General features: G+C 51.0%; 29 protein-coding genes. 1 reads left to right on the forward strand and 28 read right to left on the reverse strand.

The genetic code is table 11. The annotated features are described in order from the left end of the window. Positions 1-25 precede the first annotated feature (25 nt). The 25 genes from rpsK to rpsJ form a co-directional block, all read right to left on the reverse strand. Positions 26-415 (reverse strand): 30S ribosomal protein S11, encoded by a 390-nt coding sequence (gene rpsK / locus AC6CWS_RS25105; protein ID WP_002919257.1) that lies wholly within the window; start codon positions 413-415, stop codon positions 26-28. A 16-nt stretch (positions 416-431) separates the two neighbouring features. After that, on the reverse strand, positions 432-788 hold the full coding sequence (gene rpsM / locus AC6CWS_RS25110; protein WP_002919259.1) for a 30S ribosomal protein S13: 357 nt from the start codon (positions 786-788) through the stop codon (positions 432-434). A 146-nt stretch (positions 789-934) separates the two neighbouring features. Then, a complete protein-coding gene (rpmJ, locus tag AC6CWS_RS25115) occupies positions 935-1,051 on the reverse strand; it encodes a 50S ribosomal protein L36 (RefSeq protein WP_000868187.1) in 117 nt (38 codons plus the stop codon). Between the two features lie 33 nt (positions 1,052-1,084). Continuing rightward, a complete protein-coding gene (gene secY, locus AC6CWS_RS25120) occupies positions 1,085-2,416 on the reverse strand; it encodes a preprotein translocase subunit SecY (RefSeq protein WP_002919515.1) in 1,332 nt (443 codons plus the stop codon). Between the two features lie 7 nt (positions 2,417-2,423). Then, on the reverse strand, positions 2,424-2,858 hold the full coding sequence (gene rplO / locus AC6CWS_RS25125; protein WP_002919516.1) for a 50S ribosomal protein L15: 435 nt from the start codon (positions 2,856-2,858) through the stop codon (positions 2,424-2,426). Positions 2,859-2,861: 3 nt separating this feature from the next. Continuing rightward, the gene (gene rpmD, locus AC6CWS_RS25130) at positions 2,862-3,041 is read right to left on the reverse strand and encodes a 50S ribosomal protein L30 (RefSeq protein ID WP_001140434.1); all 180 of its coding nucleotides are present in this window, start codon (positions 3,039-3,041) and stop codon (positions 2,862-2,864) included. 3 nt (positions 3,042-3,044) lie between these two features. After that, positions 3,045-3,548 carry a 30S ribosomal protein S5 gene (gene rpsE, locus AC6CWS_RS25135; RefSeq protein ID WP_002919545.1) on the reverse strand — a complete coding sequence of 168 codons (504 nt, stop codon included), beginning with the start codon at positions 3,546-3,548 and terminating at the stop codon, positions 3,045-3,047. Between the two features lie 14 nt (positions 3,549-3,562). Next, on the reverse strand, positions 3,563-3,916 hold the full coding sequence (rplR, locus tag AC6CWS_RS25140) for a 50S ribosomal protein L18 (RefSeq protein ID WP_000358960.1): 354 nt from the start codon (positions 3,914-3,916) through the stop codon (positions 3,563-3,565). A 9-nt stretch (positions 3,917-3,925) separates the two neighbouring features. Continuing rightward, the gene (rplF, locus tag AC6CWS_RS25145; protein WP_002919662.1) at positions 3,926-4,459 is read right to left on the reverse strand and encodes a 50S ribosomal protein L6; all 534 of its coding nucleotides are present in this window, start codon (positions 4,457-4,459) and stop codon (positions 3,926-3,928) included. Positions 4,460-4,471: 12 nt separating this feature from the next. After that, positions 4,472-4,864: a 30S ribosomal protein S8 gene (gene rpsH / locus AC6CWS_RS25150; protein WP_002919665.1), complete on the reverse strand. Its 393-nt coding sequence runs from the start codon at positions 4,862-4,864 to the stop codon at positions 4,472-4,474. Between the two features lie 33 nt (positions 4,865-4,897). Next, positions 4,898-5,203: a 30S ribosomal protein S14 gene (gene rpsN / locus AC6CWS_RS25155; protein WP_002919667.1), complete on the reverse strand. Its 306-nt coding sequence runs from the start codon at positions 5,201-5,203 to the stop codon at positions 4,898-4,900. 14 nt (positions 5,204-5,217) lie between these two features. Next, the gene (rplE, locus tag AC6CWS_RS25160) at positions 5,218-5,757 is read right to left on the reverse strand and encodes a 50S ribosomal protein L5 (protein ID WP_001096200.1); all 540 of its coding nucleotides are present in this window, start codon (positions 5,755-5,757) and stop codon (positions 5,218-5,220) included. Positions 5,758-5,771: 14 nt separating this feature from the next. After that, positions 5,772-6,086 (reverse strand): 50S ribosomal protein L24, encoded by a 315-nt coding sequence (gene rplX, locus AC6CWS_RS25165; RefSeq protein ID WP_000729185.1) that lies wholly within the window; start codon positions 6,084-6,086, stop codon positions 5,772-5,774. 10 nt (positions 6,087-6,096) lie between these two features. Next, positions 6,097-6,468: a 50S ribosomal protein L14 gene (gene rplN / locus AC6CWS_RS25170; protein ID WP_002919748.1), complete on the reverse strand. Its 372-nt coding sequence runs from the start codon at positions 6,466-6,468 to the stop codon at positions 6,097-6,099. Positions 6,469-6,633: 165 nt separating this feature from the next. Further along, positions 6,634-6,888, reverse strand: coding sequence for a 30S ribosomal protein S17 (rpsQ, locus tag AC6CWS_RS25175; protein WP_002919751.1), 255 nt, complete (start codon positions 6,886-6,888; stop codon positions 6,634-6,636). After that, positions 6,888-7,079 (reverse strand): 50S ribosomal protein L29, encoded by a 192-nt coding sequence (gene rpmC / locus AC6CWS_RS25180; RefSeq protein WP_002919754.1) that lies wholly within the window; start codon positions 7,077-7,079, stop codon positions 6,888-6,890. Before rpmC ends, rpsQ begins: the two co-directional genes overlap by 1 nt. Next, positions 7,079-7,489, reverse strand: coding sequence for a 50S ribosomal protein L16 (rplP, locus tag AC6CWS_RS25185; RefSeq protein WP_002919759.1), 411 nt, complete (start codon positions 7,487-7,489; stop codon positions 7,079-7,081). The genes rpmC and rplP overlap by 1 nt, the downstream gene beginning before the upstream one ends. A gap of 12 nt (positions 7,490-7,501) precedes the next feature. Beyond that, on the reverse strand, positions 7,502-8,200 hold the full coding sequence (rpsC, locus tag AC6CWS_RS25190) for a 30S ribosomal protein S3 (RefSeq protein ID WP_002919766.1): 699 nt from the start codon (positions 8,198-8,200) through the stop codon (positions 7,502-7,504). Between the two features lie 17 nt (positions 8,201-8,217). Continuing rightward, a complete protein-coding gene (gene rplV, locus AC6CWS_RS25195; protein ID WP_002919773.1) occupies positions 8,218-8,550 on the reverse strand; it encodes a 50S ribosomal protein L22 in 333 nt (110 codons plus the stop codon). Positions 8,551-8,564: 14 nt separating this feature from the next. Next, the gene (gene rpsS / locus AC6CWS_RS25200; protein WP_001138115.1) at positions 8,565-8,843 is read right to left on the reverse strand and encodes a 30S ribosomal protein S19; all 279 of its coding nucleotides are present in this window, start codon (positions 8,841-8,843) and stop codon (positions 8,565-8,567) included. Between the two features lie 16 nt (positions 8,844-8,859). After that, positions 8,860-9,681 carry a 50S ribosomal protein L2 gene (gene rplB, locus AC6CWS_RS25205; protein WP_002919786.1) on the reverse strand — a complete coding sequence of 274 codons (822 nt, stop codon included), beginning with the start codon at positions 9,679-9,681 and terminating at the stop codon, positions 8,860-8,862. A gap of 17 nt (positions 9,682-9,698) precedes the next feature. Further along, positions 9,699-10,001 (reverse strand): 50S ribosomal protein L23, encoded by a 303-nt coding sequence (rplW, locus tag AC6CWS_RS25210; protein ID WP_000617546.1) that lies wholly within the window; start codon positions 9,999-10,001, stop codon positions 9,699-9,701. Continuing rightward, complete coding sequence (gene rplD / locus AC6CWS_RS25215; protein WP_002919794.1) at positions 9,998-10,603, reverse strand: 50S ribosomal protein L4; 606 nt, start codon at positions 10,601-10,603, stop codon at positions 9,998-10,000. Before rplD ends, rplW begins: the two co-directional genes overlap by 4 nt. Before the next feature lie 10 nt (positions 10,604-10,613). After that, positions 10,614-11,243, reverse strand: a complete 630-nt coding sequence (rplC, locus tag AC6CWS_RS25220; RefSeq protein WP_002919796.1) for a 50S ribosomal protein L3 — start codon at positions 11,241-11,243, stop codon at positions 10,614-10,616. Positions 11,244-11,275: 32 nt separating this feature from the next. Then, positions 11,276-11,587 (reverse strand): 30S ribosomal protein S10, encoded by a 312-nt coding sequence (gene rpsJ / locus AC6CWS_RS25225; protein WP_001181005.1) that lies wholly within the window; start codon positions 11,585-11,587, stop codon positions 11,276-11,278. Positions 11,588-11,969: 382 nt separating this feature from the next. On the opposite strand from rpsJ, the gene AC6CWS_RS25230 reads away from it, so the two are divergent. After that, positions 11,970-12,455, forward strand: a complete 486-nt coding sequence (locus AC6CWS_RS25230; protein ID WP_065884007.1) for a prepilin peptidase — start codon at positions 11,970-11,972, stop codon at positions 12,453-12,455. Here the strand turns inward: AC6CWS_RS25230 and bfr are convergent. The 3 genes from bfr to AC6CWS_RS25245 all read right to left on the reverse strand — a co-directional run. Further along, complete coding sequence (gene bfr, locus AC6CWS_RS25235) at positions 12,439-12,915, reverse strand: bacterioferritin (protein ID WP_004206792.1); 477 nt, start codon at positions 12,913-12,915, stop codon at positions 12,439-12,441. The genes AC6CWS_RS25230 and bfr overlap by 17 nt on opposite strands. Positions 12,916-12,988: 73 nt before the next feature. Beyond that, the gene (gene bfd / locus AC6CWS_RS25240) at positions 12,989-13,183 is read right to left on the reverse strand and encodes a bacterioferritin-associated ferredoxin (RefSeq protein WP_065884010.1); all 195 of its coding nucleotides are present in this window, start codon (positions 13,181-13,183) and stop codon (positions 12,989-12,991) included. A gap of 180 nt (positions 13,184-13,363) precedes the next feature. Further along, positions 13,364-13,517: EF-Tu C-terminal domain-related protein (locus tag AC6CWS_RS25245; protein WP_072098027.1), on the reverse strand; the 154-nt coding region annotated here is incomplete at its 5' end.

The raw sequence follows: 13,517 nt of genomic DNA on the forward strand, positions 1-13,517 counted from the left end.
TCCAACTAACCTGGAAAACGCAGCGTTATACGCGACGTTTTTTCGGCGGACGACAACCGTTATGAGGGATCGGAGTCACATCAGTAATATTAGTGATGCGGAAACCTGCGGCGTTCAGTGCACGAATGGTAGATTCGCGACCCGGACCCGGACCTTTGACCATAACTTCCAGATTCTTGATGCCGTATTCTTTTACGGCTTCTGCGCAACGCTCTGCTGCAACCTGAGCTGCGAACGGAGTGGATTTGCGAGAACCACGGAAACCGGAACCACCGGCTGTTGCCCAACCCAGTGCGTTACCCTGACGATCAGTAATGGTAACGATGGTGTTGTTAAAAGAAGCATGGATATGAGCCACGCCGTCAGAGACTTGTTTTCTTACACGCTTACGTGCACGAATTGGTGCCTTTGCCATTATTCAATCACCCCGATTATTTCTTGATCGGTTTACGCGGACCCTTACGGGTACGTGCGTTGGTCTTGGTACGCTGACCGCGAACCGGGAGACCACGACGATGACGCAAACCACGGTAGCAACCAAGGTCCATCAGACGCTTGATGCTCAGGGTGATTTCACGGCGCAGATCACCTTCAACGACAAATTTACCTACTGCTTCACGCAGAATATCAATTTGTTCTTCAGACAGCTCACTGATCTTAACATTTTCAGCGATGCCCGTTTCAGCGCAGATGGCTTTAGAACGGGTTTTGCCGATACCGAAAATAGCGGTTAAAGCGATTACGGTATGTTTGTGATCAGGAATGTTAATGCCTGCTATACGGGCCACTATGCACTCCTACTATTTAATATGTACGCACCATGCTGAAAAGCCCGTTTTCAGGATACTCAAATGGAAACGTACAGACATACAAAAGATTGGCTGGCTAATCTAGCCAGCTCAATCCAACTTTGCAAGAAAAATATGCGAAAAAATCAGCCTTGGCGCTGTTTATGCTTCGGCTCGGCACTGCAAATCACACGGATGACGCCATCACGCTTAACGATTTTGCAGTTACGGCATAATTTCTTGACGGAAGCACGAACTTTCATTTTTACTCTCCGTAACTTCTCGGGCGACCAGTTTTAGCGGCCGTAGCCTTTCAGGTTCGCCTTCTTCAATGCAGACTCATACTGACTGGACATCATCAGAGTTTGCACTTGAGCCATAAAGTCCATAATCACGACAACAACGATAAGCAGCGAGGTCCCACCGAAGTAGAACGGCACTTTCATCGCGTCACGCATGAACTCCGGGATCAGGCAGATAAAAGTAATGTACAACGCACCAACCAGAGTCAGGCGAGTCATCACTTTATCGATATACTTCGCCGTTTGCTCTCCCGGACGAATTCCTGGTACAAATGCACCGGACTTCTTCAGGTTATCTGCTGTTTCACGCGGGTTGAAAACCAACGCCGTGTAGAAGAAACAGAAGAAGATGATTGCAGACGCATAGAGTAACACATAAAGCGGTTGCCCAGGCTGCAAATACAGCGAAATTGTTGTCAGCCAGTTCCAACCAGTACCACCCCCGAACCATGACGTGATGGTTGCCGGGAACAGTATAATACTGGAAGCGAAGATTGCCGGGATTACCCCCGCCATATTCACTTTCAGCGGTAAATGTGTGCTCTGTGCAGCATAGACACGACGACCCTGTTGACGTTTCGCGTAGTTTACCACAATGCGGCGTTGCCCACGTTCAACGAATACAACAAAGAAGGTCACTGCAAATACTAATACTGCAACCAACAGCAACAGGAGGAAGTGCAGGTCGCCTTGACGCGCTTGCTCGATAGTATGGGCGATGGCCGGCGGGAGTCCCGCAACGATACCGGCGAAGATAATGATCGAGATACCGTTACCGATACCGCGTTCAGTGATCTGTTCGCCGAGCCACATCAGGAACATAGTCCCTGTGACCAGACTAACAACAGCGGTGAAATAGAATGCAAAGCCTGGATTAATCACCAGGCCCTGCATACCAGGCATATTCGGCAGACCGGTAGCAATACCGATCGACTGGAATATCGCCAGCACCAGAGTACCGTAGCGGGTGTACTGGCTGATCTTACGACGACCAGACTCCCCTTCTTTCTTCAGTTCCGCCAGCGGTTGATAAACCACCGTCAGCAGCTGCACGATGATTGATGCCGAGATATACGGCATAATCCCCAATGCAAAGATAGAAGCACGGCTGAGAGCACCACCAGAGAACATGTTGAACATTTCAATGATGGTGCCTCGCTGTTGCTCAAGCAGTTTGGCAAGTACAGCGGCATCAATACCAGGGATCGGAATAAAAGAGCCAATACGGAACACTATCAGCGCACCGACCACAAACAGAAGTCTGCGTTTCAGTTCGCCAAGGCCACCTTTGGCACTTTGAAAATCTAATCCCGGTTGTTTAGCCATCTGCTACTTATTCCTCAATTTTACCGCCAGCAGCTTCGATAGCAGCACGAGCACCTTTAGTCACACGCAGGCCACGAACAGTTACCGGACGAGTTACCTCACCAGACAGGATCACTTTCGCGAACTCGATCTGGACACCGATAATGTTAGCCGCTTTCAGCGCGTTCAGGTCTACTACATCGCCTTCTACGTGAGCCAGATCGGAGAGACGGATCTCTGCGGTGATCATCGCTTTACGAGAAGTGAAGCCGAATTTCGGCAGACGACGGTACAGAGGCATCTGACCACCCTCGAAACCGCGACGTACGCCACCGCCAGAACGAGATTTCTGACCTTTGTGACCACGACCACCGGTTTTACCGAGGCCAGAACCGATACCACGACCCAGGCGTTTACCCGCCTTTTTGGAGCCTTCGGCCGGAGACAGAGTATTTAAACGCATCTCTTACTCCTCAACTTTAACCATGAAGGAAACCGCGTTGACCATACCACGAACAGCAGGAGTATCCTCGCGCTCTACGGTGTGACCAATACGACGCAGACCCAGGCCAAGCAGCGTTGCCTTGTGTTTCGGCAGACGACCGATTGCACTGCGGGTTTGAGTAATTTTAATAGTCTTTGCCATGGTTTATTTCCCCAGAATTTCTTCAACGGATTTACCACGCTTGGCAGCGACCATATCCGGGGACTTCATGTTTTCCAGACCGTCGATAGTTGCACGAACCACGTTAATCGGGTTAGTGGAACCATACGCTTTAGCCAGAACGTTACGAACCCCAGCGACTTCCAGAACGGCGCGCATTGCACCACCGGCGATGATACCGGTACCTTCGGAAGCCGGCTGCATGAATACACGAGAACCCGTGTGAGTACCCTTAACCGGGTGCTGCAGGGTGCCGTGGTTCAGCGCGACGTTAATCATATTGCGACGGGCTTTTTCCATCGCTTTCTGGATCGCTGCTGGAACTTCACGCGCTTTACCGTAACCAAAACCAACGCGACCGTTACCATCGCCAACTACAGTCAGAGCTGTGAAGGAGAAAATACGACCACCTTTAACGGTTTTAGATACGCGGTTTACCGCGATCAGCTTTTCCTGCAGTTCGCCAGCTTGTTTTTCGATGTGAGCCATCTTACACCTCTACCTTAGAACTGAAGGCCAGCTTCACGGGCAGCATCTGCCAGTGCCTGGACACGACCATGATATTGGAACCCGGAACGGTCAAAGGAAACATCTTTGATGCCTTTTTCCAGAGCGCGTTCAGCGACAGCTTTACCCACAGCTGCAGCAGCGTCTTTGTTACCGGTGTACTTCAGTTGTTCAGCGATAGCTTTTTCTACAGTAGAAGCAGCTACCAGAACTTCAGAACCATTCGGTGCAATTACCTGTGCGTAAATGTGACGCGGGGTACGATGTACCACCAGGCGAGTTGCGCCCAGCTCCTGGAGCTTGCGGCGTGCGCGGGTCGCACGACGGATACGAGCAGATTTCTTATCCATAGTGTTACCTTACTTCTTCTTAGCCTCTTTGGTACGCACGACTTCGTCGGCGTAACGAACACCCTTGCCTTTGTAAGGCTCAGGACGACGGTAGGCGCGCAGATCTGCTGCAACCTGGCCGATCACCTGCTTATCAGCGCCTTTCAGCACGATTTCAGTCTGAGTCGGACATTCTGCAGTGATACCCGCAGGCAGCTGATGATCAACCGGGTGAGAGAAACCTAAAGCCAGGTTTACTACATTCCCTTTGACCGCTGCACGATAACCTACACCAACCAGCTGCAGCTTCTTAGTGAAGCCTTCGGTAACACCGATAACCATTGAGTTCAGCAGGGCACGCGCGGTACCAGCCTGAGCCCAACCGTCTGCGTAACCATCACGCGGACCGAAGGTCAGTGCATTATCTGCATGTTTAACTTCAACAGCATCGTTGAGAGTACGAGTCAGCTCGCCGTTTTTACCTTTGATCGTAATAACCTGACCGTTGATTTTTACATCAACGCCGGCAGGAACAACGACCGGTGCTTTAGCAACACGAGACATTTTTTCCTCCGATTAGGCTACGTAGCAGATAATTTCGCCACCAAGACCAGCCTGGCGCGCTGCACGATCAGTCATAACACCTTTAGAGGTAGAAACAACTGCGATACCCAGACCGGCCATAACTTTCGGCAGCTCATCTTTTTTCTTATAGATGCGCAGACCTGGGCGGCTGACACGCTGAATGCTTTCTACAACAGCTTTACCCTGGAAATACTTAAGAGTCAGTTCCAGTTCCGGCTTGGTGTCGCCTTCAACTTTAAAATCTTCGATAAAACCTTCTTCCTTCAGCACGTTGGCGATTGCCACTTTCAGCTTGGAGGAAGGCATGGTGACCGCAGCTTTGTTCGCGGCCTGACCGTTACGGATACGGGTCAGCATATCCGCGATCGGATCTTGCATGCTCATCTGTCTTTACTCCCGTGATTCAATTGGTGACAATTACCAGCTAGCCTTTTTCAGACCCGGGATTTCACCGCGCATAGCGGCTTCACGGACCTTAATACGGCTCAACCCGAACTTCCGCAGGAAACCATGCGGACGACCTGTTTGACGGCAGCGGTTACGCTGACGAGACGGGCTGGAATCACGCGGCAGAGTCTGCAGCTTGAGAACGGCATTCCAACGATCTTCGTCGGTTGCGTTCACATCAGAGATGATAGCTTTCAGTTCAGCGCGTTTAGCGAAGAATTTATCAGCTAAAGCCACGCGCTTTACTTCGCGTGCTTTCATTGATTGCTTAGCCATTAAGTAACCCTACCTTACTTGCGGAACGGGAAGTCAAAGGCAGCCAGCAGAGCACGGCCTTCTTCGTCAGATTTCGCAGTAGTGGTAATGGTAATATCCAAACCACGAACGCGGTCGACTTTATCGTAGTCGATTTCTGGGAAGATGATCTGCTCACGGACACCCATGCTGTAGTTGCCACGACCGTCGAAAGACTTAGCGGACAGGCCGCGGAAGTCACGAATACGCGGTACAGCAATAGTGATCAGGCGCTCAAAGAACTCCCACATGCGTTCGCCACGCAGAGTTACTTTACAGCCGATCGGATAGCCCTGACGGATTTTGAAGCCTGCAACTGATTTGCGTGCTTTGGTGATCAGCGGTTTTTGACCGGAGATTGCTGCCAGGTCAGCTGCTGCGTTATCCAGCAGTTTCTTGTCAGCGATCGCTTCACCAACACCCATGTTCAGGGTGATCTTCTCGACCCGAGGGACTTGCATGACAGAATTGTAGTTAAACTCAGTCATGAGTTTCTTAACTACTTCGTCTTTGTAGTAATCATGCAGTTTCGCCATCGTACTACTCCAAATTACTTGATAGTTTCGCTGTTAGACTTGAAGAAACGGACTTTTTTGCCGTCTTCGAATCTAAAGCCTACACGGTCAGCCTTGCCGGTTGCCGCATTGAAGATTGCAACGTTAGAAACCTGAATTGCAGCTTCTTTTTCAACGATGCCGCCTGGTTGGTTCAGAGCCGGAACCGGCTTCTGGTGTTTCTTAACCAGGTTGATACCTTCAACAATGACCTTGCCGGAAGACAGGACATTCTTAACTTTACCGCGCTTACCTTTATCTTTACCGGTTAACACGATAACTTCGTCATCACGACGGATTTTCGCTGCCATGATTCGCTCCTTAGAGTACTTCTGGTGCCAGAGAGATAATTTTCATGAACTTCTCGGTACGAAGTTCACGAGTTACCGGCCCAAAAATACGCGTACCGATAGGCTGCTCGCTGTTATTGTTCAGAATAACGCATGCATTACCATCGAAGCGAATGACAGAACCGTCCGGGCGACGAACACCCTTCTTGGTGCGCACCACTACCGCCTTCAGCACATCACCTTTTTTGACCTTACCACGCGGAATTGCTTCTTTGATGGTGATCTTGATGATGTCGCCTACGCCTGCGTAGCGACGGTGCGAGCCACCCAGAACCTTGATACACATTACGCGACGTGCACCGGAGTTGTCGGCGACGTTCAGCATAGTCTGTTCTTGGATCATTTTAGTGCTCCGCTAATGTCAACTACTACTGAGACCCGAAAATTAGGGTCGTTAAAAAGCCCCATATCGAGGGCGCGGCATTATAACACCACAAACCAGATATGGGTAGAAAAAATAAACGGCTCATCGCTGAGCCGTTTATCCGTATCGAGAATGCGTACTCTATTACAGAACCGCTTTCTCTACAACGCGAACCAGCGTCCAGGACTTAGTCTTGGACAGCGGACGGCATTCGCGGATTTCAACCTTGTCGCCGATACCGCATTCGTTGTTCTCGTCATGTACGTGCAGTTTGGTCGTACGTTTGATGAATTTGCCGTAAACCGGGTGTTTCACCATACGTTCGATAGCAACAACAATGGATTTCTCCATTTTGTCGCTAACTACGCGACCTTGCAGAGTACGGATTTTATCGGTCATTACGCACCCGCCTTCTGAGTCAGTAAAGTCTTAACGCGTGCAACATCACGACGCACTTGCTTCAGCAGATGAGTCTGTTGCAGCTGGCCACTTGCAGCCTGCATGCGCAGGTTGAACTGCTCACGCAGCAGGTTCAGCAGCTCAGCGTTCAGCTCTTCAACGCTTTTTTCACGCAGCTCTTTTGCTTTCATTACATCACCGTCTTAGTTACAAAGGTGGTTTTGATCGGCAGTTTCGCTGCTGCCAGGCCGAATGCTTCACGGGCCAGCTCTTCCGGTACACCGTCCATTTCATACAGGACTTTACCCGGCTGAATCAAGGCAACCCAGTACTCCACGTTACCTTTACCTTTACCCATACGAACTTCCAGCGGCTTCTCGGTGATCGGTTTGTCCGGGAATACACGGATCCAGATCTTACCTTGACGCTTAACTGCACGGGTCATAGCACGACGTGCTGCTTCGATCTGACGTGCAGTCAGACGACCACGGCCAACAGCTTTCAGACCGAAAGTGCCGAAGCTAACATCCGTACCCTGCGCCAGACCACGGTTGCGGCCTTTGTGCACTTTACGGAATTTTGTACGCTTTGGTTGTAACATCAGCGACGCTCCTTATTTACGGCCTTTACGCTGCTGCTTTTTAGGTTGAGCAGCCGGTTCCGGTTGTTCAACAGCAGCCATACCACCCAGGATCTCACCTTTGAAGATCCATACCTTAACGCCGATTACACCGTAAGTGGTGTGCGCTTCAGAGGTGTTGTAGTCGATGTCAGCACGCAGAGTGTGCAGCGGTACGCGACCTTCACGGTACCATTCGGTACGTGCGATTTCCGCGCCGCCCAGACGGCCGCTAACTTCAACTTTGATACCTTTAGCGCCCAGACGCATTGCGTTCTGTACAGCACGCTTCATCGCACGACGGAACATAACGCGACGTTCCAGCTGAGAAGTGATGCTGTCAGCAACCAGTTTTGCGTCCAGTTCAGGTTTACGAACTTCGGCGATATTGATCTGTGCAGGTACGCCAGCGATATCCGCTACGACCTTGCGCAGTTTTTCTACGTCTTCGCCTTTCTTACCGATAACGATACCCGGGCGAGCGGTGTGAATGGTCACACGAATGCTCTTAGCCGGACGCTCGATAACGATGCGAGATACAGACGCTTTAGCCAGTTCTTTAGTCAGGAACTGACGTACTTTAAAATCGCTGTCCAGGTTGTCAGCGAATTCTTTGGTGTTCGCGAACCAGGTAGAGTTCCATGGTTTGACAATACCCAGGCGAATACCATTAGGATGTACTTTCTGACCCATTGCTAGTCTCCAGAGTCTCAGCGATCGGACACAACCACAGTGATGTGGCTGGTGCGCTTCAGGATGCGATCTGCACGACCTTTAGCACGCGGCATAATGCGCTTCATGCTCGGGCCTTCGTCTACGAAAATTTTCGCAACTTTCAGATCATCAATGTCAGCGCCATCGTTGTGTTCAGCGTTAGCAATGGCAGATTCCAGTACCTTCTTGACCAGTACAGCAGCTTTTTTGTTGGTGTAGGTCAGAATATCCAGGGCCTGCGACACTTTCTTACCGCGAATCAGGTCAGCTACAAGGCGAACCTTCTGAGCAGAAGAACGAGCATGGCGATGTTGAGCTAAAGTTTCCATCTCTTCCTCCTACCTTATTTCTTCTTCGCTTTTTTATCAGCAGCGTGGCCGCGATAAGTACGAGTCGGTGCGAATTCACCCAGTTTGTGACCGACCATTTCGTCGGAAACAAATACTGGAACGTGCTGACGACCATTATGGACAGCGATGGTCAAACCGATCATGTTAGGAAAGATCGTTGAACGACGGGACCAAGTGCGCAGGGGCTTCTTGTCTCCGCTTTCCACCGCTTTCTCTACCTTCTTCAGCAAGTGCAGGTCAATAAAAGGACCTTTCTTGAGAGAACGTGGCATGGCTTATCCTCTAAAATTATTTGCTACGGCGACGTACGATGAATTTATCAGTACGCTTGTTGCTGCGGGTCTTCTTACCTTTGGTCTGCAGGCCCCACGGGGATACCGGGTGCTTACCAAAGTTACGACCTTCACCACCACCATGTGGGTGGTCTACTGGGTTCATCGCAGTACCGCGAACGGTAGGACGAACACCACGCCAGCGTGCAGCACCTGCTTTACCCAGAACGCGCAGCATATGCTCAGCATTGCCAACTTCGCCCAGAGTAGCGCGGCAGTCTGCTTCGACTTTACGCATTTCACCAGAACGCAGACGCAGGGTGACATAAGCACCGTCGCGAGCAACGATCTGAACGTAAGTACCAGCGGAACGAGCCAGCTGACCGCCTTTACCTGGTTTCATTTCTACGTTATGAACGGTAGAACCAACCGGGATATTGCGCATCGGCAGGGTGTTGCCTGCTTTGATTGCAGCATCAACGCCAGACTGAATCTGGTCGCCAGCTTTCAGGCCTTTCGGGGCCAGGATGTAACGGCGCTCGCCGTCTTTGTACAGAACCAGCGCGATGTTCGCGGAGCGGTTCGGATCGTACTCAAGACGTTCAACAACTGCCGGGATACCATCTTTGTTGCGTTTGAAGTCAACAATACGGTAAGCCTGCTTGTGGCCACCACCGATATGACGGGTGGTGATACGGCCATTGTTGTTACGACCACCGGATTTGCTGTTTTTTTCCAGCAACGGAGCAAAAGGTTTGCCCTTGTGCAGCTCTGGGTTAACCACTTTAACGACGTGGCGACGACCCGGAGATGTCGGTTTACATTTAACAACTGCCATTGTATTACTCCTCCGACTTACTCAGCGCCGCCAACGAAGTCCAGATTCTGGCCTTCTTTCAGGGTGACGTAAGCTTTTTTCCAGTCGCTACGACGACCGATACGCTGTCCGTGACGTTTAACTTTCCCTTTAACAACCAGGGTGTTAACGACTTCGACTTCGACTTCAAACAGTTTCTGCACAGCAGCTTTGATTTCTGCTTTGGTCGCGTCTTTAGCAACTTTGAGAACGATGGTGTTTGTTTTTTCCATCGCAGTAGACGCTTTTTCAGAAACGTGCGGTGCGCGCAGCACCTTCAGCAGACGTTCTTCACGAATCATGCCAGCATCTCCTCAACTTGCTTAACAGCATCAGCAGTCATTACGACTTTGTCGAAGGCGATCAGGCTAACCGGGTCGATACCGTTCGCATCACGTACGTCAACCTTGTGCAGGTTACGTGCGGCCAGGAACAGGTTCTCGTCCAGCTCACCGGTGATGATCAGCACATCTTCCAGAGCCATGTCTTTCAGTTTCTGTGCCAGCAGCTTAGTTTTCGGCGCTTCAACAGAGAACTTCTCGACAACGATCAGACGATCCTGACGTACCAGTTCGGACAGGATGCTTTTCAGCGCGCCGCGGTACATCTTCTTGTTAACTTTTTGACTGTGGTCCTGCGGACGAGCAGCAAAGGTCACGCCACCGGAACGCCAGATCGGGCTCTTGATAGAACCAGAACGCGCACGGCCGGTACCTTTCTGGCGCCACGGTTTTTTACCGGAGCCAGTGATTTCAGCACGAGTCTTCTGAGCACGAGTGCCCTGACGCGCACCAGCTGCATAAGCAACAACAACCTGGTGAACCAGCGCTTCGTTGAAATCACGACCGAAGGTAGTTTCGGAAACAGTCAGCGCGCTCTGCGCGTCTTTCAATACTAATTCCATTGCTATCTCCTCACGCCTTCACAGCTGGTTTAACGATCAGGTCGCTACCGGTCGCACCCGGGACAGCACCTTTAACCAGCAGCAGGTTGCGCTCAGCGTCAACACGTACTACGTCCAGGCTCTGAACGGTTACACGCTCATTACCCAGCTGACCTGCCATTTTCTTGCCTTTGAACACTTTGCCCGGAGTCTGGTTCTGACCGATAGAACCCGGAACGCGGTGGGACAAGGAGTTACCGTGAGTAGCGTCCTGGGTACGGAAGTTCCAGCGCTTAACGGTACCAGCAAAACCTTTACCTTTAGAGGTACCGGTTACGTCAACTTTTTTAACGTCAGCAAACAGTTCAACGCTAATGTTCTGACCTACGGTGAATTCTTCGCCGTCAGCCAGACGGAATTCCCACAGACCACGGCCAGCTTCAACGCCAGCTTTAGCGAAGTGACCCGCTTCCGGCTTGGTTACACGGTTAGCTTTTTTAGCACCGGTGGTAACCTGGATTGCGCGGTAGCCATCGTTAGCCAGGTCTTTAACCTGAGTAACACGGTTTGCTTCAACTTCGATTACGGTTACTGGGATAGAAACGCCATCTTCAGTGAAGATGCGGGTCATGCCCACTTTTTTACCGACTAAACCAATCATTGTTTCAACCTCTCAATCGCTCGATGACCTGATTAACCCAGGCTGATCTGCACGTCTACACCGGCAGCCAGATCCAGACGCATCAGAGCATCAACGGTTTTTTCAGTTGGCTCAACGATGTCAACCAGACGCTTGTGAGTGCGAATTTCGTACTGGTCACGCGCGTCTTTGTTGACGTGCGGGGAGATCAGAACGGTAAAGCGCTCTTTGCGGGTCGGCAGCGGGATCGGACCACGGACTTGCGCACCAGTGCGCTTAGCAGTCTCGACGATTTCCGCGGTTGATTGATCGATCAGACGATGATCAAACGCTTTCAGGCGGATACGGATTCTTTGGTTCTGCATGAGACCAGAGCTCCAATTATTTTATAGACGAAATGATTACTCCTCATACCCATTACGATTGATGGGAGAGTGTAACCGTTCTTACATAGCCCCCCGATTGGGGACATTGTTTGATAACCCAACTGCGATTACCAGGGTTCATATTGAACCGGCCGTCAACTTTGACAGGCCCGCGCATTATACGCAAATTCTGGCGCTACGCAAGTGCTGTTTAGAAAATCATCACCAGGATTTGCGCACCTTCGCGCTAGCGAACGGTACCGGGTGACAACGCGGCAAATTAACGCGGATAGTGCCATCCATTCCAGGGAAGTCCCTTTTGCACTGAACGGGGACAATAAGCATAGTGAGACGATGTTCTTTGACGATTGCGGGGTTAACCATGCTCGCCGCCCTCCCCTTCTTGCTGTGCTATAGCGGATTGACCTTAGCCTTATGCCACCAGGACCTGCGTCACGGCCTGCTGCCCGACCGTTACACCTGTCCCCTGCTGTGGAGTGGTTTGCTTTTTTATCTCTGTCTGGCGCCGCACCAGCTTCATGATGCCGTCTGGGGGGCGATAGCCGGCTATCTCAGTTTGGCTGTGCTTTACTGGCTATATCGCGGGATCCGCGGCTATGAGGGATTGGGGTATGGGGATATCAAATATCTCGCCGCCCTCGGCGCCTGGCATGGCTGGCGATTGCTGCCGCAGCTGCTACTGGTGGCATCGCTGCTCGCCTGCACGGTGTGGGCAGTATCAGGTTTGTACGCCAGGTACGGCGGGAGCAGTAAATGGTGGGGGAACAACCCGCTGCCGTTTGGGCCATTTCTGGCGGCCGCGGGTTTCTGGTGCGGGTGTCAGACGCTGGCTAGTCTGACACTTTGATCTGCGACTGCAGGTAATTTTGCAGACCGATTTTGCCGATCAGATCGAGTTCGGTTTCCAGCCAGTCGATATGGCCTTCTTCATCCGCCAGGATCTCAATCATCATATCGCGGCTGACGTAGTCATGGACGCTGTCGGCATAGGCGATCGCCTCGCGCAGGTTTTGCGCCCCCTCCAGCTCCAGTCTTAAATCGGACTGCAGCATCTCTTCCACATCTTCACCGATGCCAAGTTTGCCGAGATCCTGCAGATTCGGGATACCTTCGAGAAAAAGAATACGCTCGATGTATTTATCGGCGTGCTTCATTTCGTCGATGGATTCGTGGTACTCAATATCGTTGAGGCGCATCAGGCCCCAGTTTTTGAACATTCTCGCATGGAGAAAGTACTGATTAATTGCGACCAGCTCATTTCCCAATAATTTATTGAGATAACTTATGATTTTGACATCACCTTTCATTATATAGTCCCTCCGCTTCCACTCATTGAAGCGTAGTCCGGCCTATAGGGATGTCAAAAGAGAAGCGTGGACTTCAGGCGATTTCTTTGAATTCCGGCATGGTGGTTAATTCATCTTCCATAACTTCCCGCGCCGTGCGAACACACTTACCGCATTGATTTCCAACGGGAACAAACTTACGTAATTGCTGAAAAGATTGCGGTTGAAACTGGCGAACAACCTGGCGAATTTTTTTATCGCTGACGCCATTGCACAAACAAACGTACATATAAACTCCCGTTCAATTTATGCACAAATATTAAATGAGAATAGTTATGATTACAATAGACCATTTACTCATTATCCGCCGCAGCGCACGTTATGAATCGCCAGTAGCACCGCCCTTTTCGCTGAACGACGGACAGCAAAAAGGGCGCCGAAGCGCCCTTTTTTATTCAAAGCTAACGAATTAGCCCAGAACTTTAGCTACAACGCCCGCGCCAACGGTACGGCCGCCTTCACGGATTGCGAAACGCAGACCATCGTCCATCGCGATCGGGTGGATCAGGGTAACAACCATTTTGATGTTGTCGCCCGGCATTACCATCTCTACGCCTTCCGGC

The organism is Klebsiella sp. M041 (genome assembly GCF_059759695.1).